Here is a 21,692-nt window from a genome sequence, read left to right as displayed (position 1 = left end):
AGGAAGGTTCGATGACAGCCGAACCCACTACCAGGAATCGGGTGGACCGGCGACGGGCACGCACCCGCAACGCGCTGCTGGCCGCGGCGACCGCACTGCTGGCCGAGGGGCGGACCGCGGTCAGCATCCAGGAGATCACCGATGCCGCCGATGTCGGATTCGGGTCGTTCTACAACCACTTCTCCTCGAAGGACGAGCTGTTCGAGGAAGCCGTGCGCGCGGTGCTGAACACCTATGGCGTGCTGCGCGACGGCGTGGTCGCGGCCTACGAGGACCCGGCGGAGGTGTTCGCGGTGAGTTTCCGGATGACGGGCCGCATGCAGCGCGATTTTCCCGAAGGCGTCCGCGTGATCCTGCACTCGGGCACATCGATCCTCGTGCGCGACGAGGGCCTCGCTCCCCGCGCGCGCCGCGACATCGCGGCCGCGCAGCAGGCGGGCAGGTTCGACCCGATGGATGTCGAGATGGCCATGATGGCTGCCGGTGGGGCGCTGCTCGGACTGCTCCAGCTACTGGATCGCACGCCCGGCGCCGATGCCGGGGAACTGACCGATCAGGTGACCAGCCGGGTGCTGCGCATGTTCGGGATGTCCAAGGAGGCCGCCGAGCGGCTGGCTACGAATCCGCTGCCCCGTGATCTGCCGAAGCCCCTCGCGTAATCACCGGCATCGCCATGTTCGTCAGGAGCTCGACCAGGCTCGACGGCGGCAGCTCGCACGAGAGGCCCTCGCGCGCGACAGCGTTGACTGTCGCGGTCAGCAGCGCGACGGTGTCGTCGGACGGACGTGAACCGCTCGCCGCCAGGAAACTCTGGATGTGTCCCGCCCATCGGTGGGCGTGCGCCCGGCACTGCTGTTGCGCGAGTTCACCGACACCGCTCACCTCGAGCAGGGCGAACCTGGCGCCGTACGGCTCACTCTCGATCGCGGCGAAATAGGCGGTCAGGGCGGCGCGCAGTGCCGCGACCGGTTCGGCGGGCCCGGTCTGGTCCGCGAGCGCGCGTGCCACCGCGACGGCCGCCCTGTCCTGGATCCGGGCATAGGCCGCGACGAGCACCTCGTCGAGAGTGTGGAATTCCTCGTAGAACTGCCGCTTCGACAGCGACGCCGACGCACAGACATCGCTGAGCGAGCAGCCGAAACTGCCGCGCTCCGCGCAGATGCGGGTGGCCGCGTCCAGGAACCGACTCCGTCGCCGCGCCTTGCGCGTCGCGACGGGCTGACCGCCGTACCGCCTGACATCGGCGTGTTCCGACTCGTGGGGACGGCGGTCCCGGCCTCCTGTGACAAAAGCCGGGACCGCGTCACCTTCCGGTCCGCGCGAGCCGGAAGTCTCAGTGATCACCGACCAGGTCGAGCGCGATATCGGCGATCATGTCTTCCTGGCCGCCGACAAGCCCGCGCCGGCCGGCGACGGTGAGCAGCGTGCGCACGTCCACGCCGTAGGTGGCCGAGGCGTTCTCCGCGTGGCGCAGGAAGCTCGAGTAGACGCCGGCGTAGCCGAGCGTCAGCGTCTCGCGGTCGACCTGGACGGGCCGATCCATCAGCGGCCGGACCAGGTCGTCGGCCGCGTCGGTCAACTGGTCGAGGTTCGCACCGTGTTCCCAGCCGGTGAGGTCGGCGACCGCGACGAACGCTTCGAGCGGAGTATTGCCCGCACCGGCGCCGAGTCCGGCCAGGGACGCGTCGACTCGGGTCACCCCCTCCTCCACCGCGACGACACTGTTCGCCACCGACAGCGAGAGGTTCTGGTGGGCGTGGATGCCGATCTCGGTGCCGGATTCGAGCACATTCCGGTAGGCGCGGACGCGGTCGCGGACACCGTTCATGGTGAGCCGCCCGCCGGAGTCGGTGACGTAGACGCAGTGCGCGCCATAGGTTTCCATGAGTTTCGCCTGGTCGGCCAAACCCTCCGGGCTGTTCATGTGGCTCATCATCAGGAAGCCGGACACGTCCATGCCGAGTTCGCGCGCGTAGGCGATGTGCTGGGCGGAGATGTCGGCCTCGGTGCAGTGGGTGGCCACCCGGACCGAGCGCACGCCGAGATCGAACGCGCGGCGCAGGTCCTCGATGGTGCCGATGCCGGGCAGCAGCAGCGTCGTCAGCCGGGCGAACTGCACCGCGCCCGCGGCGGCTTCGAGCCATTCCCAGTCGGTGTGGCTGCCCGGCCCGTAGTTGAGGCTGCCGCCGTGCAGCCCGTCACCGTGGGCGACCTCGATCGCGTCCACGCCCGCGGCATCGAGCGCGGCGGCGATCCGGGCCACCGTGGCGGGATCGATGCGGTGCCGCAGTGCGTGCATCCCATCGCGCAGGGTGACGTCCTGCAGGAAGATTTCGGGGCTCATCGGACGCTCTCCTTCGTGGATGCCGCGATCCGCTCCGCGACGCGCACGGCGGCCGAGGTCATGATGTCGAGATTGCCGGCATAGGCGGGCAGGTAGTGGGCGGCACCCTCGACCTCGAGGAAGACGCTGACCTGGTGGGTGACCGGAGTGTCGCCGACGAGGGTGCGCAGCGGAGCTCCGGCTTCGACGGGCGTGATCTGCACGCCCTGCTTCAACCGGTAGCCCGGCACATACGCGGCGACGTCGGCCACCATGGCCAGGATCGACTCCTTGATCCGCGCGTGGACCTCGGTGTCGGCGGTGTCGATGAGCGCGAACACGGTGTCGCGCATGATCAGCGGCGGTTCCGCGGGGTTGAGCACGATGATCGCGCGTCCGCGCTCGGCGCCGCCCACCGCGGCGATCGCGGTCGAGGTGGTCTCGGTGAACTCGTCGATATTGGCCCGGGTGCCGGGGCCGGCGGATTTCGACGCGATCGAGGCGACGATCTCGGCGTAGGGCACCGCGGTGACCCGGGCGATGGCCGCGACCACCGGAATGGTCGCCTGACCACCACAGGTGACCATGTTGACGTTGTCGGCCGCCACGTGCTCATCGAGGTTCACCGCCGGAACGACGAACGGGCCGATCGCGGCGGGCGTCAGATCGATCAGGCGTTTGCCGAAGGGGGCGAGGGCGGCGGCGTTGGCCTTGTGCGCGCCCGCCGAGGTGGCGTCGAAAACGATCTCGATGTCATCGAAATCCGGGAGCCCGATCAGACCCTTGACTCCCTCGGAGGTGGTCTGCACACCCAACCGGCCTGCGCGGGCGAGCCCGTCGGAGTCCGGGTCGATGCCGACCATGGCGGCCATCTCGAGTGTGTCCGACAGGCGCAAGACCTTGATCATCAGGTCGGTGCCGATATTGCCCGATCCGATGACGGCGACTTTGGTGCGGCTCATCGCTGTTCCTCCAGGGTGAAGTCGACGGTGCCGAGCGGCCCCGAACGCTGTGTCAGTTCGGCGTGGACCCGCGCGCCGGGCGCCAGCGGCGCCATCGGCCCCAGCGCGCCGGAGAGCACGATCTCGCCCGCGCGCAGCGGATCTCCCAGCGCCTGGGCGGTGCGCGCGAGCCAGGCCAGCGCCAGCAGGGGGTCGCCGAGGCAGTCCACGCCTTTTCCGCGCGAGACGATCTCGCCATCGATGCGCATGGCCATCGTGATCTCGCGCGGCTCGAAATCCTCGAGCGAGAGCCGCTGTTCACCGAGCACGAACCAGCCACTGGACGCGTTGTCGGCCACCGTGTCGCCGAAGGTGATGTCCCAGCCCGCGATCCGGCTGTCCACGATCTCGAGCGCGGGTGCGGCGTAGTCGACGGCGCCACGCACGGTGATGGGATCGAGGTGGTCACCGGTCAGATCGGCACCGAGGACGAAGGCGAGTTCGGCCTCGATCTTGGGCTGCAACAGCCTCGGCCGCCCGGACAGCGCCGTCGTGCCCGCGTCCATGTCGTGGAAGAGCACGCCGAAGTCGGGCCGGTCGACACCGAGCTGGCGTTGCACCGCCGTGGAGGTCAAGCCGATCTTGCGCCCGACGACGCGGGCGCCCTCGTCGATCCGCCGGCGCGTGCCCAGGCTCTGCACCGCGTAGGCCTGGTCCACGTCGTCGGCACCGATCAGGTCGCGCACCGCGGCCACGGGCACGCCCAGCTCCGTCGCGGTCGCCAGTCGTTCGGCGGCGGCGAGGACGGCGGGCAGTTCGATGGTCGTGGTCATCGGGCTTCCTCCAGGGAGCTCGGCGCGGCGGACGCCACGACGCGCAGGGGGTTGTGGTTCGCGGTCAGCATCGCGGGGGTGACGGCGAGGCGGGCCAGCAGCGCGGTGACCAGCTCGGTGGCGTCGGATTTCGCACTGGTTCCGAACACGTACCGGTCCGGGCGGAGCAGGACCGTGCCGCCCTGGGCGACACCGGCTTTGGCGAACCACCGGGCCATGTCCCCGGTGTGGTCCTCGACGTCGGCGTAGTCGGTGGCGGCGACCCGGGCCTCGCCCGGCTCGCCCTGCGGACGGCCACCGGTCGCGTACACGGTCACGAACTGCGTGCCGAGTATCTGCAAGGCGTTGCGCTGGGCGACACTGAGTCCCGCACGCGGATCGACACCGTAGCCGACGACGGCGAAGCCGAGTCCGAGCGCGTCGTCGAGGCGCTGGTGGCGGCCGTCGAAGGTGCGGATCTCCGGCTGCGGTGCCAGCGTGCCCTCGACGCCGCGCGTCAACTTGCGCGGGAGCCCGAAGTAGGCGCCGCGCTTGAACCGCGGGGACGGCTTCATCTTCGCCTCCCGGATCCAGGTGTTGAGTCCGGGGACCTTCAGCGCGGTGGCCAGGGCGACATCGCGGGCGCCCGCGGCGAGCTTGTTGTCGATCGAGACGAGGCTCTTGTTCAGCACCGACAGATCGATCATCGCCTTGGCGTGGGGCCGCCGCTCGGTCTCGTAGCTGTCGAGGAGATCGAGACTCGCACCGTGCTGGATGATGGCGCCGAGCTTCCAGGACAGGTTGTCGGCGTCGCGGACACCGGAGTTCATGCCCTGGCCGATGAACTGGGGCGTCATGTGCGCGGCGTCGCCGGCGAGCAGGACGCGTCCCTCACGCCACTGGTCGGCGACCACGGCGTTGAAGGTGTAGACCAGTTTGCGCAGGACCTGCACTTCGTCGGGATCGACGTAGTGGGCGATGAGACTTCGGACCTGGTCGGGGTCTTCCATCTGCTCCTTGGTCTGCTCGTCGTCGAGCATGAACTCGAATCGGTGGTGTCCACCGGGTTGCGGACACGACACCGTCGGCAGCTCGGGATCACAGACGAAGTTGAAATACGGCAGATGCCGGAACGCGTCGACACCGTCGTTGGCGAGCAGATCGACCACGAGCCAGCGTTCCGGGTAGCTCGTGCCGGTCATATCGATGCCCAGTTGCGTGCGCACCACACTGCGGCCGCCATCGCAGCCGACGAGGAACTTCGCCCGTACCTCTTCCGAGGTGGCCGCATCGGTATCGGCGGCGTGTTTGCCGTACCCGGTCCCCCGGCACTCGGCATGCCGCACGAGCACACCGTCGGCGTCCTGATCGAAGCCGAGGACCTCCCGGCCGCGGCGAACCGTCACGTGCGGATACCGCTCGAGGGCGTTCTCGAGGGTGTTCTCCAGATAGGGCTGGTACAGGAAGTTGGCCACCGGCCAGCCCAGCGGGCGCGAGGCCTGGTTGAACTGGGCGAGCACCGTGCCGTCGCTGCGTACCCACTGCACGGTGCAGTCGAGGTTCATCTGCGCCGAGGCTTCGTCGGCGACACCGGCGGTCTGGAAGATCCGCATGCCTTCGTCGTCGGTGTAGACAGCCCGCGCCAGGCCGTAGAACTCCGGCTCACGCTCGAGTACCAGCACCCGCACGCCGCGACGGCCGAGCAGGTTCGCCAGGGTCAGCCCGGTGGGCCCCAATCCGACGACCACCACGTCGTAGTCGAACGATGTCATCGCGCCATGCCTCCGGTGAGTTGGGGAACTGTGATCTCGGGTGTCCGCAGGGTCCGAACGATCTGCCGGAACTGGGTGAACTTGTCCAGCACGGTCTCGCCGACCGGGGTGTGGCCCCAGATGCTGATGCCCTGGTAGGTGGTCGGCTCCCACGTCGATTCGCGTTCCGGACCGAACACGATCGGATTCCAGCCGACCTCGAGTTCGAATCCGGACGGGGTGATGCTGTAGAAGGACAGCTCACGATCATTGGAGTGCTGGCCCACCGACCACGCCATCCCGAAGCCGAGATCGGTGACCCGCTCGTAGGCCGCCAGCACGTCGTCGAGCGAGCCCGACTGAATGTTGATGTGCTGCACCCGGGTTCGGATCGGATCGATCTTCACGCCCCGGACGTTGGCGATCGCGATCGAGTGGTGCCGCTCGTTGACCCGCAGGAACCGGATCTTGAGCTTGAGGCCGGAGATGTTCTCGTCGATGTAGTCGCTGAGCCGGGAGTCGAAGACCGTCTCGTAGTAGCCTCGCAGCGATTCCGGTTCCCTCGACACGATCGCGACGTGCCCCATCCCGGCCTCGCCGGTCACCCACCCGGAGCTGAGCATGCGCAGCGGCTCGGGCGTGGTCACCGGGACGGTGAAGATCTCCTGCCAGATCCCCTTGGGGCCGGCGAACCGCCACAGACGCTCCACACCGCGGCGGGCCGCGTCCTCGGCGCTGCCTTCGGAGATCGGCACGCCGCGATCGGACACCCGCGCGACGATCCGGTCGAAGGTTTCGTGATCGTCGACCTGCCAGCCGACGGCCGTCACGTCCTCCTGCGGACCCCGCTCCACCAGGAACCGGCACGCGTGATCATCGAGCCGGAACCGCAGCGTGGAGCTGTCGACGTCGTCGGCGTGCATGCCGATCGCGTCGACGCCGAACCGACGCCACTCGCCCAGCCGCGCCGACTCCACGACGATGTAGCCCATGTGCACCGCCCCGAAGACCGACCCGTCGCCGGGGACGGGGCCGCTCATCGCTCCGCCTTCAGGTACGCGATCGCGAGGGTGTTGAACAGTTCGGCCCGCTCCCACTGCGCCCAGTGCCCGGTGCGCGCGACCAGGTACAGGTCGCAGTTGGGCATGGTCTCGGCGAGCATCCTGCCCCCGGACGGCCGGTTGACCTTGTCGTCCTCGCCCCACACCACCAGCGTGGGGTGCGCCACCTCGCTCAGGCGCGAATCCCGGGTGAGGTCCATCCGCCAGAGCGTGCGCAGGGCGAACAGACCCGAGGGCCGGCGCAGCGGCGGGTTGGCCACGACCTCGGGGTCGATGCTGGCCCGGTAGCGCTCCTCGATCACTTCGTCCGGCACCGTCGCACCGTCGTACACCAGGAACTCACGGATGAAGCGGATGATCTTCTCGCGGCTCGGGCCACTGCCGGGGTAATACGCGAGAAGCTCCTGCAGGCCCTGGGTCGGCAGGGCACGCGTGGAACCGATGCCGCCGGGGCCCATCAGGATCAGGCGGCCGACCTTGCCGGGGCGGTCCATCGCCAGCCGCAGCGCCGCCGCCCCGCCGTAGGAGTTGCCGATCAGGTGTGCCGAGTCGATCTGCAAGACGTCGAGGAACTCGCCGAGCACGCGTGCCAGGTAGCCGAAGGGATCGGACTGGTCGATGTACTTCGACGACCGGCCGTAGCCCGGCATGTCGAGCACGAGCACCCGGAAGTGCTCCGCCAGCGCCTCGATGTTGCGCGAGTAGTTCGACAGCCCGGTCGCGCCGGGGCCGCCGCCGTGCAGCAGCACGACCGCGGGGCCGGAACCGAACTCGGTGAAGTAGATCTCGCGGTTGCCGACCTGGACCGTGCGCCCGGTGTCGACTCCCTTGTCGATGCTTGTCACGATGTACCTCCCAGTGAAGTTGATAATATCATCACCTTCGATCGAGTCCACGTCAAGTGTTTCTGATGAAATACTCAGAACTGGTGGTTTGACCGGTTCTCATCCGAGCAGCGGGACACGGTTCACGGTCTGGCGATCCATCTCGTCCTGCATCACCCGACGCACCCGGTCGGCGAACTCCCCCGGCGACTCCCCACCTTCCGGCCACATCGGAGGCAGCACCGCGGTCCGAACCTTGGTCGGCAGTGGGATGTAGGGGAACAGCCCCGCGATGCCGACGGTGAGCCCCCACGGCAACGACAGCGTGATCGGGAGCCGCTTGAGTCGCAGCGCCTTGTCGAGGCGAAGCAAGCGCGCCAGCGCACGACCATCGGACAGGCAGATCAGCGACTCCCCCGCCCCCGAGGTGACCACCGGAACGATCGGCACCCCCGCCTGGATCGCCAGCCGCGCGAAGCCGGTCCGCCCGTCGAAGATGATCCGGTTGCGCTCGCCCCACGACTTGAACGCGTCGACATCACCCCCGGGAAACACGAGGACATGCTCGCCACGCGCGAGGGCCGCCCGGGCGTTCTCACCGGTCGCGGGCTCGGCCCCCATCTTGGCGAGCAACGGGCCGAGCCCGATCACCCAGGCCATGTGATGCGTCAGGACGACCGCCCGTCGCCGATCCCCGATGCGGTCATAGGCCGATCGCGCGGCCAGTACACTCAGATCGAAGACGCCGCCGAAGCCGTGGTTGGCCACGAACAGCGACGGCCCCGGTGCCGGTTCGAGCACGCCCCCTACTTCGTGGCGGTGATACCACCGGAACGCCCCGAGCAGAATCCTCACGGCAACGGGTGCCCGCGCGGATTCGACCCCCTTCCCACCCTGCGGCGCGTCGTCGAACGACTCATCGTGAAGCGGCTGAACACCACTGTCAGACACTACTTCTCACTTCCCGCGCTTGTCCCCGCGCTGTGAATTGGACACTGCACAGCACTCGTGTCGATGATCGCAACATTGATGTTTTGATCATATTTGATCGCCTCATTCATATGGCTGTGAGTTCACCCACTGGGACCGGTCGCGCACGCCATCGGACGACGAGGCCGTGCAGTGGCCGCCCCCCGACGGCACAGCCCGGGTACGCCAGACTGGGAGACGATGAGCACCAGCACCCCGGGCGACCACGCGATTCGCCGACGTCCACGCGACCGCCGCGCCACCATCCTCACCGCGGCCGCCGACGCCTTCGCCCGGGCGGGCTACCACGGCACGTCCATGGCCGAGATCGCCACCGCCGTCGGGATCTCCTCGGCGGCGCTGTACCGCCATTTCCGCAACAAGCAGGAGTTGCTCGGCCACTGCCTGATGTCCGGCATGGACGCGACGGTGTCCCGACTGGAAGCCGCCGCGGTCCAGGACGCGAGCGGGCATCGGGTCTTCGAGGAACTCGTCGCCATCGCGCTCGAGCTGCGTGGGCTGCCGAGGCTGTGGCAGCTCGAGTTCCGCAACCTCACCGCCGCGCACCGCTCTTCGGTGCTGATCCGTGCGGTGCGATTGACCGGCTACCTGCGCCGGGCGGTGCGCACGCGGCGCCCAGAGCTCCCCGACCATGATGTCGAGTTGCTGAGCTGGTGCATTCTCTCGGTGGCGGTCAGCCCGTCGTACCACCGCCAGCAGTTGCCGCCGACGACATTCGTCTCGGTGCTCGACGCCGCGATCCTGCGGCTGCTGACCACCGAGTTGCCTCCGGGCGGGACCTCGCCCCGCACGTCGCGTCCGGCACCACCGCTGTCCCCCGAGTTCGAACGAATCGCCCGGCCCGAGCGCCTCATCGGCGCGGCGGCGCGCCTGTTCAACACGCGAGGCTATGCCGCGGTCGGCATCGAAGACATCGGCGCCGCCGTCGGCGTGCGCGGACCCGCGCTGTATCACCACTTCGCGAGCAAGGCCGACCTGCTCAACGAGATCATCGTGCGCAACGAGCAGTGGATCGGCCTCTACACCTCCCGCGCGCTGGCCGAGGGCCGGGACGCGCGCGAGGCGGTACATCTGCTGATGGAATCGTTCGTGGGATTCGCGCTCCAGCAGCCGGACCTGCTCGGTACCACCGTCAGCGAGGTCGGACATCTGCCGGAACCGCAGGCCACGCGCTACCGCCGGATCCATCGCGACGGCATCCTGAACTGGGCCCGGCTGTTGCAGACGGCCCATGCCGAATTGCCGCTCCCGGAGGCCCGGGTCCTCGTCCAGGCGATCGGCACCGTCGTGATCGACGCCGTGCGCAACCCGCGCGCCCTCGGCCACCGGAATCTCTCGGGCGCGTTGATCGCCATCGGTGACCGGATCGCGCTGCACGACTGATTCGCTCTTCAGCTTAGCGATGGTCAACTTGGTGCGAGAACACCGATCTCATGATCTGGTACCAGCGGCTCTCAGATTGAACCTGCTTAGTCGCGAATAACTTACGGTTGCGTAGCGCTTCGGCGCGCACCCACAATGGCCCACGGCGCGCATCGGATCCGCGCATTCCACCTCACTCCGGTCGTCTCGACCGGCCTGTCGAAGGGACTCGGCCGTGGGCCACTACAAGAGCAATGTCCGAGACCTCGAGTTCAATCTGCTCGAGGTCTTCGGTCTGGCGGACGTGCTGGGCAGCGGCGCGTTCAGCGACCTCGACCGCGACACCGTGCGCACGATGCTGGTCGAAGCGGCGCGGATCGCCGAGGGCCCGGCCGCCGCGTCGTTCGCCGATGCCGACCGCAACCCACCGCACTTCGATCCCGCGACTCACACCGTGCGGCTCCCGGAGGGGCTCAAGCGCTCGGTCCGGGCGTGGCAGGACGGCGAATGGTGGCGCATCGCGAAATCCGAGGCCATCGGCGGCATTCCGGCGCCTCGCATGCTCGCCTGGGCGATCAGCGAGCTCATTCTGGGCGCCCAGCCGGCGGCGTGGATGTACCTCACCGGTCCCGGTATGGCCGATATCGTCGACCACATCGGCACCGAAGAACAGCGCCGCTGGGCCAGGATCGCCGTCGAGAAGAGCTGGGGCGCGACCATGGTCCTGACGGAGCCCGACGCGGGCTCCGACGTCGGCGCGGGCCGCACCAAGGCGGTCCAGCAGGAGGACGGCTCCTGGCACATCGAGGGCGTCAAGCGGTTCATCACCTCGGCCGATGCCGACGATCTGTCCGACAACATCATCCACCAGGTCCTGGCCCGCCCCGAGGGCGCAGGCCCCGGCACCAAGGGGTTGAGCCTGTTCCTGGTGCCGAAGTTCCACTTCGACTCCGAGACCGGCGAACTCGGTGACCGCAACGGTGTGTTCGTCACCAATGTCGAGCACAAGATGGGGCTCAAGGCCTCGGCCACCTGTGAACTCACCTTCGGCGGCCACGGCATCCCCGCCAAGGGCTGGCTCGTCGGCGACGTCCACAACGGCATCGCGCAGATGTTCCAGGTCATCGAGGAAGCGCGGATGATGGTCGGCACCAAGGCCATCGCGACCCTGTCGACCGGCTACCTGAACGCGCTGGAGTACGCCAAGACCCGCGTCCAGGGCACCGACCTGACGCAGATCGCCGACAAGACCGCACCGAAGGTGACCATCACCCACCACCCGGATGTCCGGCGGTCGCTGATGATGCAGAAGGCCTACGCGGAGGGCCTGCGCGCGATCTACCTCTACACCGCCGCCCACCAGGATCCCGCAGTCGCCCAGCATGTCTCCGGCGCGGACGCCGAGCTCGCCGCGCGGGTCAACGACCTGCTGCTGCCGATCGTCAAGGGTGTCGGCTCCGAACGCGCCTACCAGTACCTGACCGACTCGCTGCAGACCTTCGGAGGCTCGGGCTTCCTGCAGGACTACCCGATCGAGCAGTACATCCGCGACGCGAAGATCGACTCGCTCTACGAGGGCACCACCGCCATCCAGGCGCAGGACTTCTTCTTCCGCAAGATCGCCCGCGACCGCGGTGTGGCGCTGGCCCACATCGCCGACCAGGTCCGGGCGACCGCCCAGCCCGAATCCGGCACACCCGAGTTCAAGGCCGAACGCGCGCTCCTGCTGACCGCGCTCGACGACGTGCAGGCCATGACCGCCACACTGACCCAGCACCTGCTCGCGGCCGCGAACGACAGTCGGGAGCTGTACAAGGTCGGGCTCGAATCGGTCCGTTTCCTGCTGGCGGTCGGCGATCTGCTGATCGGGTGGCGACTGCTGGTAGCCGCGGAAATCGCCTCGGCCGCACTCCCGTCCGCCGGCTCGGACCGCGACTTCTACGCGGGCAAGATCGCGGTGGCGTCCTTCTTCCTCCGCACCGTGCTGCCCCGGCTCGGTACCGATCGTGCCGTGATCGCGGACATCGATTCCGCGATCATGGATCTCGACGAGGCCGCCTTCTGACCGCGGGACCGGCGCCCACCCTGTCCTGGTCGGCGCCGGTCCACGCAGAACTCACTGCTTTTCGGTCGCCGGGACAGCCCGGCGTTCCAGCCCCTTCCGGTCGTAGAAGATCGTCACGGCCAGGCCGATGACCAGCCCGATCAGCAGGCCGAGCAGGGCCATCCCCACGCCGTGTGCCAGGCCAGAACTCGCCCGGGCGTCGTAGTAGAGGATCGCCCGCACCGCGATGAAGATCTGGTGCATCGGTTCGAAGGTCGACAGCCAGGCCATGCCCTGCGGTGTCGCCTCGATCGGTACCGTTCCACCTGCGGAGGGCAGGCCGAGGACGATGAACACGATGAGATTCACGAGCATCCCGGCCGCACCGAAGATCGCCAGGACCGACAGCGCGGTGACGCCGACCGCCACGATCGCGAGCACCCCGTAGAGGAACAGCATCGGAGCACGCTCGATCGACATCCCCAGCAGTGTCGCGACGCCCAGGTAGATCCCGGACACCACCGGCGCGACGACCACCAGAATGCCCCATTTGAGCAGCAGCGTCCGCACGCGCGAGATCGGTGTCGCCGGGTAGTGGACGTACCAGGGACCGTATTCGGTCGGCGCGAAGCCCAGTGCCGAGTCCACCATCGCGTGGATGATCATCGCGCCGGTGAACCCGGCCAGCAGCAACAGCAGGGTGTAGAAGAACGCCGACAGTCCCCCACCGGCGCCGTCGGGGAGCTCACGGAACGGCACGACCACCACCGAGACGGGCTCGGCCAGGGCGAGGCGGCTCACGCCGGAGAGCTCGGTGGCGGGTGCGTCCGAGGTCGGCTGGAGCTGGTTGTCCACCCGCTCGAGCAGTTGCTCGCCCACCGCCTTGTTCGCCGCGTCCGTCGCCTGGGTGGTGATGCGCAGCATGATCTGCGTGGCGTAGGCACCCGCCGCCGGATTCGTTTCGACGGTGATGACGGGCCAATCGACATCGCCGGGCACGACACCGGCCGCGCCCAGGATCGACACCCGCTTGGTGAAGTCACTCGGGATGACGATCGCCCCGTAGATCTCGCCGTCGAGCATGGCCCGATGCAGGGCAGGCAGGCCCATCTCACGCACCTCGACCTTGTCGGCAGGGATCTGCTGAACCATCGAGGCCGCGATCTGATCGCCCACGTTGACCTGCTCACCTCCGATGGTGTCGCCGTCATCGAGGTTGACCAGTCCGATCGGGAAGTCGTGCATGTGCTTCTCCGGGTCGACGATGTATCCCAGATACATGGTCGCCAGCAGTGCCGCGAGCACCGCGACCACAGCACCGGGGCGCAGCCACCTCGCCAGATTCCTACCGGTGATCGCCATGGAACCACTCCTTTGTCATCAGCTCGGCAACTTCGTCGCAACCCACCACGTCGATCATCGAGCACCAGCTCTTGACTGGTCAAGCTATTACTGATGAAAAGATCAGCATGTGTCGCCGGATACCGGGAGCTCGGTACCGCCACCGCGGAGTTCGACCCGGATTCCCGAGTCGGCCACGGTCACGGACTCCGGCCGAAGCCCCAGCGGATAGTCGCGGAGGCTCTCCGTGAGCAGGTCGGCGATCTCGTTCACCAGCTGCGGCGGGACCCCGCGAGAAGAGACGACCTCGACGCGGATCACCCCATCTTCCACGTAGGGGCGCAGCCGCACCGACACCACGCCGACGATCCCGGTGACATCGACCGTGCCGTCGGCAGCGGACATCCGCACATCACCGGCCAGCCCGTGCAGCGTGCGCTGGATCGCGTCGGCGCTCCAGTCGACGCGTGCCTCGGAGCTGCCCACGGTGGCCGAACCCCCGTCCTCCGCCATCGAGACCTGATGCAGCGTGGCATGGACCGCCATGCCGACCGCCGGACCGAACCGCGCGTCGTCGCTGTCCACGGTCAGCTCGGGAATCTGCCGGTCGATCAGACCGATCACGACGGGTCGCGGACCGAGATCCACGTCCACCGAGGAGCTGAAGTCGTCTCGCAGACCGTCGGCGAGGCAGCCCTCGATGCGGTTGCGCAGATACAGCTCGGCGGACACGATCCCGAGCGCCGTGAGCACGAGCGTGACAACGAGTCCGAGCGTGACACCGCGCGTGATTCGTCGCCGTACCCGCCAACCGGGCACGTCGCCCTTGTCGACGGGATCCAACTCTTGAAGCTTCATGGGTTCTCCTCCAGATTCCCCCTGACGGACCCGGGAGATGCTCCGGGGCACGATGCGCTGCACTCACACACCGATACTGACGAAATCATCATATCTGACTTCTTCGTCCACTATGCGTGACATCGCCCACGCGTTTCCTATTGGAGGTCTGCGGATCGCCTGAGAGTTCTCTGGCGACGATTGACTGATCAAGGCGTCATATATGACGGTCTGTACCAGCAGTGAGCGCCTCCGCCGATGATGCCGGTCGCACTCCTGCCCAGGAAGACCGGTTCAGCCACCTATCGCATCGCATCTGATACTTTCATCAGCGATTCGCGCATCGCTTCGCTCGATCAGCTCGATCGAGCACTCTCCACCCCGCAGCCCCTCCCCGTTCGAGCGGACTCCGACCGCGCCGACCGGGATTTCGCGATGCACCTGAAACAACCGAAGGAAAGGACATCTCGTGAACGAATCCGATACTCCGTCGCGCGCCGGTGTGAGCCGCCGCCGCATGCTGGGAGGAGCTGTCGCAGGCACGCTCGGTGTCGCCGCGGCGACGGCTCTCCCCCTCGGTACGTCGACCGGAGTCGGCGCGGCCGGAACCGCCCGCGCCCAGTACGCCGCGCCCACCGGCACCTACCGCATCGACCTGCACACCCACGTGCTGCCACCGGACTACCGGGCGGCACTGCTGTCGAACGGGCACTACACCGTCGGCGGCTACCCCACACCCGAGTGGTCGCCCGAGTCCGCGATGCAGTTCATGGACTACTACGGCATCCAGGCCCAGGCCTTGTCGGTCTCCGACCCTGGTGTCGGGTTTCTCGCCCCGGGCAAGGAAGCCAACGACATGGCTCGCTACTGCAACGAGTACGTCGCCGGACTCACCAGGCAGTACCCCACGCGCTTCGGCTCGTTCGCGGTGCTGCCCATGCCCGACATCGCCGCCTCGGTCGCCGAGGCGATCTACGCCCTGGACGTCCTGCATGCCGACGGCATCGTGCTGCTGTCCGCCTACCAGGGCGTCTACCTGGGCGACCCGCGCTACGAGCCCTTGATGATCGCGCTGAACCAGCGCAACGCCTACGTCTTCGTGCACCCCGCCGGAATCGCCGACGACGCCAAGCCGAATCTGCCCCTGCCCGACTTCCTCATCGAGTACACCTTCGACACGACCCGGGCCGCGACGATGATGATGCTCACCGGTGTCACCAAGCGCTACCCCAACATCCGGTTCCAGCTCTCCCACGCGGGCGGCACCCTGCCGTTCCTGTCCTGGCGCGTCGGCGTCGCCTCCGAGACCACGGTCGGCGAGAACTGGCCCCAGGGTCTGGACAAGCCGTCCTTGCTCGACGCGAAGGCGCAGATCTCGCGCTTCTTCTACGACACCGCGCTGAGCGGATCCAGCGCCGCGATGTCGGCGGTGTCGGCCGTGACGAGCCGAGACCACATCGTCTTCGGCTCCGACTGGCCCTTCAGCGCGACCACGCTGCCGCAGTCCGGCACCAACGACCCCGCCCCGGGACTCAGCGAGATCTTCGACGCCGAACAGCGCATGGAAGTCGAGCACCACGCCCCGCTGCGCCAGCTCCCCCGCCTGGCCGCGGCGATCAACGCAGGCTGATCTCCACCCCTCCGGCCGGGCGCGGTGGCTCCCCACGCGCCCGGCCCGAGCCGAACGTCAGATCTCCGGCAAGGCACGTCGACTGATGTCGTGGGCCTCGTCCGCGCCGAGTCCGAGCATGCGCAGGAGGTCTTCGGTCACCTGGTCGACCGCCGCGGCGTCGTCACGGTCGGTCTGTTCGTGCAACAACTGGCCGAGGCGCAGCGCGGCGCCCGACACGATCACCAGCGCGAGTTCGACATCGCGTACCCGGAACCGGCCGGCGCGCATACCCATCTCGATGTCCCGGCGCGCTCGTGCGGCCACGCCCCTGTCCGACCCGGCGTAGACCAGTCCCTCCGCGAGCAGAACCTTGCTGGCGGTGGGTTCACGCCGATGCACCCTGCCCACCAGACGGAAGCTCTGCGCGAAGACGTGCGCCGGATCATCGATGTCGGCTGTCAGTTCGTCCAGCGCGCCACCGAGCCGGTCGAGCACCTCCCCGACGGCCACCTGCAGGAGTTGCTCCCGGCTCGAGAAATGGTTGTAGAACGACCCCATGCCGACGTCCGCGGCCTGGGTGATCTCCAGAATGGGCACGTTGAGCCTGCCCTGCGCGATGAAGACCTGCGCCGCCGCGACGAGCGCTGCCCGGGTCCGGGCTTTCCGCCGCTCCAGCCGATTGGTGCCGCCAGTGTCATCCATCGTGCCCTCCACACCGAGCCAGTCGATTACCGATCGCACAAATGACCACTATCTCATAGTTGATGTTATCCTCCAGATGATCCCAACTGATGCATACGTCTCAAGTGATGATATCGTCAGTATATGAGCAGCTGATCGGCAGAAGGAAGTAGCGTTCATGGCACACACCGTTCTCCGCGCGATCGACGGCTGGTGGCTGCTGACCTCCGCGGGCGCGGCCCGGATCGCGACCGCCGCCACCACGACCGCCGCCCTCCTCGCCGACCGCTCCGCGATCATCCGCGCGGCGCGAAACACCGATCTGGTCCCGGTGCACGAACTCTCGTTGCTCTCCCCGGTCACGGCACCGTGCCGGGTGGTCGCCCAGATGACGAACTTCGCTTCCCACGTGAAGGATTCCGGCGGAGATCCCGGATCGGTCCCGCTCACCTTCTTCCGGAAGGCATCGGGATCGATCAGTGGCCCCCACGACGACGTCGTCCGTCCGAGCCATGTGCGACTCCTGGACTACGAAGTCGAAATCGGGTTGGTGTTCGGCCGGGAAATGCCCGTCGGTACCGAGATCGACTCCGGGAATCTCGGCGAGTACATCGCGGGACTCGTCGTCACCAACGACATCTCGGCGCGCGACGTGCAATTGCCGCAGACCCAGTACTACGAGGGCAAGTCGTATCCGACCTTCACCCCGACGGGACCGGCACTGGTTCTCCTGGAAGCAGGCGAACTCGACCGATTCGTCGACTTGCGGCTGCGGCTGTGGGTCAATGGCGAGAAGCGCCAGGACATGACCGTAGAGGACATGATCTACCAACCGCTCGAGACCGTGCGGGCGCTGTCCCGATTCCAGCGGATGGAGGCCGGTGATCTGCTGCTCACCGGAACTCCGGTGGGGACCGCGATCAGCGCGCCACCCAAGCCGGTGGAGATCATCGGCGCGATGTTGCCGCCCAAGATCAAGTGGAAGCTGTTCTTCGACCGCCAGGCCAAGAACCCGAAGTACCTGCGCGACGGTGACGTCATCGAAGCGACGGTCGCCACCGATGACGGCGCGATCGATCTCGGACGGCAACGTACGACCGTGCGGCACACCTAGCGGCGGAATAGTTCGGGGTGTGTGGCCGGTTGGCTCCGGCATGACCAAAGTTGTCGGGACGTATGGGGTGTGGCGCGGGTACAAGGGGTTCACGCCGGAGGCGGCGCGGGAGATCGAGGAGTTGGGGTTCGGGGCGTTGTGGCTCGGGGGGTCGCCGCCTGCGGATCTGCCGGAGGTCGAGGCGCTGCTGGAGTCGACGGAATCGTTGACTGTGGGGACGAGCATCGTCAACATCTGGACGGCGCCGGCCGGGGCTGTGGCGGAGTCCTTTCACCGGATCGAGCAGCGGTTTCCCGGGCGGTTCCTGCTCGGGATCGGGGCTGGTCATCGCGAGGCCAATGGCGCGGACGCGATCAAACCGTATGACGCGTTGGTGCGGTATCTGGACGAACTCGACGCGGCGGGGGTGCCGAAGGAGAGCAGGGCGCTGGCGGCGCTCGGGCCGCGGGTGCTGAAGCTGGCGCGTGACCGGACCGCGGGGGCACTCCCCTATCTCACTCCGCCGGAGCACACCCGGATCGCCCGCGAGATCCTCGGTGCGGACGCGCTTCTCGTCGCCGAGCACAAGGTCGTCGTCGACGACGATGTCGACCGCGCGCGGGCCATCGCGCGGCAGATGGTTCCGATGTATCTGGGGTTGGTGAACTATGTCAGCAACCTGCGTCGTCTCGGCTTCTCCGAGGAGGATCTGGCCACGCCGGGCAGCGATCATCTGATCGATGTTCTCGCGATCAACGGCACCCCGGCCGAGATCGCGGCGGGGCTGGCCGAGCACTTGGCGGCGGGGGCGGATCACGTCGCGGTCCAGGTCCTGAACGAGGACTACCTCGCGGCGCTGCGCACATTGGCGACGGCGCTGCCGCTCGCACGCTGACCCGCTCTCCGGGTCGGGCAGGCGGCCTATCCTCCACTATATGGGAAGGCCACCGAGGCACGACGCCGATCGACTGCTGGACGCCGCCGCCGAACTCCTGGCCGGCGGCGGGCCGGCCGCTGTCACCATGTCCGGAGTGGCCAAGGCCGCCGGGGCGCCGAGCGGATCGGTGTATCACCGCTTCCCGGATCGCCCTGCGTTGCTGGCCGCGCTGTGGTCACGCGCGCTGCGGGGGTTCCACGAAGAGCTGTTCGCCGCGTTGAGTCCCGGAGAACCGCAGGAGGCGATCCGTCGCAGTGCCCGTGCGAGCCTGGACTGGGCGCGACGCAATCCCGGCGATGCGCGTGTATTGCTCGCTGGGGCAAAGGAATTGGATGAGCAGAACTGGAGCGAACAGGCTCGCGCCGACACGGCGCGAGCCAATGCCGCGCTCCACGACGCGCTCGGTGCGCTGATCGAGAACGGCGACGATATCGCTCCCGACGCGGCGGATCGGGTGCTCCTCGCGGTGGTCGACCTGCCCTACGCCATGATCAAGCGATACCTGAGCGTCGGCCGGCAGATTCCCGACCACGCGCCCGAACTCGCTGAGCAGGCTGCGGCAGCGCTGTTCGCCATGCGGCAGACCTAGACCAACCGACCGGTGTACCAACAGCACCCGACCTCGACGGATCAGCGTCCATTCCGGTGGAGCGCGGTCACCGCGCCGACGGTCGCGTAGCCACGCCATTCGAGTGCGGCGATCTCGGAGTAGCTGGCGAAGTCGACAGCCCATCCGCCGTCGGGCTGTTGTCCTTGCTCGAGCCGGTCGAGGTCGGCTTCGACCGCATCGGCGGTGAGGTATTCGCGGATCGGACGGCCGGGCTCGGGCGCGTAGTCCAGCAGATGGATCGTCTCCCCTTCCGCGCCTCCCGCGACGGCGACCGCTCCATCGGCGGAAACGAACTGGGCCAGGTGATCGAGGAGCTGGCGAGCCCGCGGGTGGGTGTCGGTGGCGATGTCGAGGAATCGCAGGGCGAAGGAGAGGACGTAGGCGAAGGGCGCGCCCTCGATCTTTCCGATCGCGTCGAAGCAGTAGTCGATCGACGCCGTCAGCCATGGGTGCGTGTGGATCGACGCGTCGGCGCGGGCGGCGCGAAGGGCCTGGGTGGTGATCGCGGCGGTGATCTGCAGTGAGGATTCGCCCGGGTCGGCCTGGACCCAGAACGGTGCGCAGGCAGTCGGATCGGCGATCGGTAAGGCGAAGGGAAGTCCGCCGTCGGCGAGGGCGGTGCGCTGCAGCCAGGTCAGCAGCGGTCCCGTGTACGCGGGGACGGCGGCCCCGGCGTCGGCGATGGCTTCCCACGCGTGCAGCGCACCGCCGGGCTGACTCTCCGGAGCCCGCAGATCCGATTCCAGGCCCCACCCGTAACCGCCGTCGGGGTTCCGGTAGGCGCCGAGGCTGCCGATGACGGCCGCTCGCGCCACGGGGTTGTCGGCGACGGCGACCTCGAAACGATGACGATCGAGCGTCCGGGCGTTCGAGGTCATGAACGCGCGTGCCCGTGCGGTACTGAAGGTCATGCCGTCACGATGTCACGGGACGGCCGCCCGAGGATTGAACGAATCGGACAGGCGCGGGCAGCGAATGCGCGCGCCCTTGGTCACGCCGGAGGGCGATACGTGACGTCCAACGCGACAGCTGCGTCGACCTGCGCGGAGGTCAGCAGACCGACGGTGTGCGAAACGGCGGCGCCGGCAGCCGCGGTGCGAATCGCGAGTGCCGCGGCCGCGACTTCGTCGGGGACGTCACCGATGACGAAAAGATCGTCCTCCCCGAAGGCGAAATAGCACGATTCCACCCGGCCTCCGACGCTCTCGACCATCTCCGTGATCGCCGCTTGCCGTGCGGTACCGCCCTCGGCGAGCAGTCCCTGCGCCCCCTCGGGGAAATAGCTGACTCGCCACAGATACTTGGGCATATCCACCAGCCTCCTCGGTCGACACGATCTCGTCGAGACAGAGCCTAGGTTCCCGAGGCCGCCGTATTCGCCCCCACCGATCGCTGTCGCCGCAATGATGCGCCACCGCAACAGCCGCGATACCTGAGAGTTCGCCGAAGAGTCACGCGATGAGGTTGCCGCCGTCAGGTCGTCACCGAAGGTTTCGACCAGGCCGAGCACCATTCGGGCTACGCGCCTGCCAGGACACGCTCGAGTGCCGCCCGGCCCGCGGGGCCCCAGTGCGGCTTTCCGCCGGGAAGGCCTCGATCTCCGTTCTGGCCCATGAGCATCAGGAAGAGGCTCTTCAAAGCGGCGAGGCCGCGGGCGCGGCAGATCGCCGCCTCGTCCGCCTGCGCATAGGTGTCGAAGAATCGGGGGGCCGTGCCCGCGGGGAGGAGGACCCAGGCGGCGGCGAGGTCCCAGGAGGGGTCGCCGGCTAGGAGGTCACCGAAATCGACTATGCCCGAGAGTGTTCCGTCCGCGACGACGACGTTCGCGGGGTGGAGGTCGCCGTGTACCCACACCGGTGGGCCCGCCCAGGCGTTGGCCGCGACGGCGTCGTGCCAGACGGTTCGGACGTCGTCGGTGATTCCGTCGGGAACAACGGCTCGCAGGACGTTCTCGAAGCTGTCCGTGTAGTTGCGGGGGTGGGCGCCGCGGTCCGCGGAGATCGGCGCCTCGGCGGGTGCCGCCACGTGGAGCGCCCGGAGGAAGCCCGCCAGTGTGTCGGCCGCGTGGGCGCCGCGGCTGATCACGCCGTGGTCCAAGGGCTCGCCGGGGATCCAGGTCATCACGGTCCAGTGCTTGGGGAAGCGGGCGGACGGTTCGCCGTGCCGCACCGGGGTCGGGACCGGGAGTGGCAGCTGCGGGGCCAGCACGGGCAGCCATCGCCGCTCCTTCAGCTGGAGGTCCGGAGTCAGGTCCATGCGTTGCATGCGCACGGCCAATTCGTCGCCGAGGCGCCACATCTGGTTGCCCCAGCCGCCCGCGACCTCGCGGATGGCCAGCCCCGCGAGGTCTGGATGTTGGTCCCGCAGCAGGTCACGGACCAGGTCCGCGGTGATCTCGATCTCGGTGCCGGTCATACGAAGTCACAGTACCGAGGCGGCGAGCCCTTCCCTCGTTGTGGAGGCTGTGCTCTAA

Annotated in this window: 21 protein-coding genes; 7 read left to right on the top strand and 14 right to left on the bottom strand. The window is 68.1% G+C overall.

Features of this window, described 5'->3' with window-relative positions; translation table 11 throughout:
* Nucleotides 1-11 precede the first annotated feature (11 nt).
* Entirely contained in the window at nt 12-659 is a 648-nt protein-coding gene (locus tag ACFVVM_RS03610; protein WP_387612599.1) for a TetR/AcrR family transcriptional regulator, read from the top strand.
* Here the strand turns inward: ACFVVM_RS03610 and ACFVVM_RS03605 are convergent.
* The 8 genes from ACFVVM_RS03605 to ACFVVM_RS03570 all read right to left on the bottom strand — a co-directional run bounded on the left by ACFVVM_RS03605 (nt 616) and on the right by ACFVVM_RS03570 (nt 8,513).
* A complete protein-coding gene (locus ACFVVM_RS03605; RefSeq protein WP_387612598.1) occupies nt 616-1,344 on the bottom strand; it encodes a TetR/AcrR family transcriptional regulator in 729 nt (242 codons plus the stop codon). The two genes, ACFVVM_RS03610 and ACFVVM_RS03605, sit on opposite strands and share 44 nt — an antisense overlap.
* Nucleotides 1,334-2,344 carry a 4-hydroxy-2-oxovalerate aldolase gene (dmpG, locus tag ACFVVM_RS03600; protein WP_387612596.1) on the bottom strand — a complete coding sequence of 337 codons (1,011 nt, stop codon included), beginning with the start codon at nt 2,342-2,344 and terminating at the stop codon, nt 1,334-1,336. Before dmpG ends, ACFVVM_RS03605 begins: the two co-directional genes overlap by 11 nt.
* A complete protein-coding gene (locus ACFVVM_RS03595) occupies nt 2,341-3,285 on the bottom strand; it encodes an acetaldehyde dehydrogenase (acetylating) (protein WP_387612594.1) in 945 nt (314 codons plus the stop codon). The genes dmpG and ACFVVM_RS03595 overlap by 4 nt, the downstream gene beginning before the upstream one ends.
* Nucleotides 3,282-4,097: a 2-keto-4-pentenoate hydratase gene (locus ACFVVM_RS03590; RefSeq protein WP_387612593.1), complete on the bottom strand. Its 816-nt coding sequence runs from the start codon at nt 4,095-4,097 to the stop codon at nt 3,282-3,284. Before ACFVVM_RS03590 ends, ACFVVM_RS03595 begins: the two co-directional genes overlap by 4 nt.
* Nucleotides 4,094-5,848, bottom strand: coding sequence for a bifunctional 3-(3-hydroxy-phenyl)propionate/3-hydroxycinnamic acid hydroxylase (locus tag ACFVVM_RS03585; protein WP_387612592.1), 1,755 nt, complete (start codon nt 5,846-5,848; stop codon nt 4,094-4,096). Before ACFVVM_RS03585 ends, ACFVVM_RS03590 begins: the two co-directional genes overlap by 4 nt.
* A complete protein-coding gene (locus ACFVVM_RS03580) occupies nt 5,845-6,867 on the bottom strand; it encodes a VOC family protein (protein WP_387612591.1) in 1,023 nt (340 codons plus the stop codon). Before ACFVVM_RS03580 ends, ACFVVM_RS03585 begins: the two co-directional genes overlap by 4 nt.
* Nucleotides 6,864-7,724, bottom strand: coding sequence for an alpha/beta fold hydrolase (locus ACFVVM_RS03575; protein WP_387616736.1), 861 nt, complete (start codon nt 7,722-7,724; stop codon nt 6,864-6,866). The genes ACFVVM_RS03580 and ACFVVM_RS03575 overlap by 4 nt, the downstream gene beginning before the upstream one ends.
* 108 nt (nt 7,725-7,832) lie before the next feature.
* Nucleotides 7,833-8,513: a lysophospholipid acyltransferase family protein gene (locus tag ACFVVM_RS03570; RefSeq protein WP_387612589.1), complete on the bottom strand. Its 681-nt coding sequence runs from the start codon at nt 8,511-8,513 to the stop codon at nt 7,833-7,835.
* 369 nt (nt 8,514-8,882) lie between these two features.
* Between ACFVVM_RS03570 and ACFVVM_RS03565 the strand changes: the two genes are divergently transcribed.
* Nucleotides 8,883-10,085 (top strand): TetR/AcrR family transcriptional regulator, encoded by a 1,203-nt coding sequence (locus ACFVVM_RS03565; protein ID WP_387612587.1) that lies wholly within the window; start codon nt 8,883-8,885, stop codon nt 10,083-10,085.
* Nucleotides 10,086-10,299: 214 nt separating this feature from the next.
* Nucleotides 10,300-12,129, top strand: a complete 1,830-nt coding sequence (locus ACFVVM_RS03560; protein ID WP_387612586.1) for an acyl-CoA dehydrogenase — start codon at nt 10,300-10,302, stop codon at nt 12,127-12,129.
* 51 nt (nt 12,130-12,180) lie between these two features.
* On the opposite strand, the gene ACFVVM_RS03555 is transcribed toward ACFVVM_RS03560, so the two are convergent.
* Complete coding sequence (locus ACFVVM_RS03555) at nt 12,181-13,470, bottom strand: YhgE/Pip domain-containing protein (RefSeq protein ID WP_387612585.1); 1,290 nt, start codon at nt 13,468-13,470, stop codon at nt 12,181-12,183.
* A gap of 102 nt (nt 13,471-13,572) precedes the next feature.
* Nucleotides 13,573-14,307, bottom strand: coding sequence for a DUF2993 domain-containing protein (locus ACFVVM_RS03550; protein WP_387612584.1), 735 nt, complete (start codon nt 14,305-14,307; stop codon nt 13,573-13,575).
* Between the two features lie 448 nt (nt 14,308-14,755).
* Between ACFVVM_RS03550 and ACFVVM_RS03545 the strand changes: the two genes are divergently transcribed.
* Nucleotides 14,756-15,916, top strand: coding sequence for an amidohydrolase family protein (locus ACFVVM_RS03545; RefSeq protein ID WP_387612582.1), 1,161 nt, complete (start codon nt 14,756-14,758; stop codon nt 15,914-15,916).
* A 57-nt stretch (nt 15,917-15,973) separates the two neighbouring features.
* Here ACFVVM_RS03545 and ACFVVM_RS03540 read toward each other — a convergent pair whose 3' ends face one another.
* Nucleotides 15,974-16,600, bottom strand: coding sequence for a TetR/AcrR family transcriptional regulator (locus ACFVVM_RS03540; protein WP_387612581.1), 627 nt, complete (start codon nt 16,598-16,600; stop codon nt 15,974-15,976).
* 157 nt (nt 16,601-16,757) lie between these two features.
* Here ACFVVM_RS03540 and ACFVVM_RS03535 point away from each other — a divergent pair, with 157 nt between their 5' ends.
* The 3 genes from ACFVVM_RS03535 to ACFVVM_RS03525 are packed head-to-tail and all read left to right on the top strand — an operon-like array spanning nt 16,758 to nt 19,198.
* Nucleotides 16,758-17,693, top strand: coding sequence for a fumarylacetoacetate hydrolase family protein (locus ACFVVM_RS03535; protein WP_387612579.1), 936 nt, complete (start codon nt 16,758-16,760; stop codon nt 17,691-17,693).
* 40 nt (nt 17,694-17,733) lie between these two features.
* Nucleotides 17,734-18,567 (top strand): LLM class F420-dependent oxidoreductase, encoded by an 834-nt coding sequence (locus tag ACFVVM_RS03530; protein ID WP_387616734.1) that lies wholly within the window; start codon nt 17,734-17,736, stop codon nt 18,565-18,567.
* Between the two features lie 40 nt (nt 18,568-18,607).
* Nucleotides 18,608-19,198 carry a TetR/AcrR family transcriptional regulator gene (locus tag ACFVVM_RS03525; protein WP_387612577.1) on the top strand — a complete coding sequence of 197 codons (591 nt, stop codon included), beginning with the start codon at nt 18,608-18,610 and terminating at the stop codon, nt 19,196-19,198.
* 41 nt (nt 19,199-19,239) lie between these two features.
* Here ACFVVM_RS03525 and ACFVVM_RS03520 read toward each other — a convergent pair whose 3' ends face one another.
* From ACFVVM_RS03520 to ACFVVM_RS03510, 3 genes are all read right to left on the bottom strand, one after another.
* Entirely contained in the window at nt 19,240-20,130 is an 891-nt protein-coding gene (locus ACFVVM_RS03520; RefSeq protein WP_387612576.1) for a hypothetical protein, read from the bottom strand.
* Between the two features lie 80 nt (nt 20,131-20,210).
* Entirely contained in the window at nt 20,211-20,528 is a 318-nt protein-coding gene (locus tag ACFVVM_RS03515) for a GYD domain-containing protein (RefSeq protein ID WP_387612575.1), read from the bottom strand.
* Nucleotides 20,529-20,737: 209 nt separating this feature from the next.
* Nucleotides 20,738-21,634 (bottom strand): aminoglycoside phosphotransferase family protein, encoded by an 897-nt coding sequence (locus ACFVVM_RS03510; protein ID WP_387612573.1) that lies wholly within the window; start codon nt 21,632-21,634, stop codon nt 20,738-20,740.
* Nucleotides 21,635-21,692: the final 58 nt, after the last annotated feature.

This window comes from Nocardia sp. NPDC058176 (genome assembly GCF_042883805.1).
Lineage (GTDB): Bacteria > Actinomycetota > Actinomycetes > Mycobacteriales > Mycobacteriaceae > Nocardia.
Note: the sequence above shows the minus strand (reverse complement) of the source record. Positions and strands in the feature narration are given on the sequence as shown.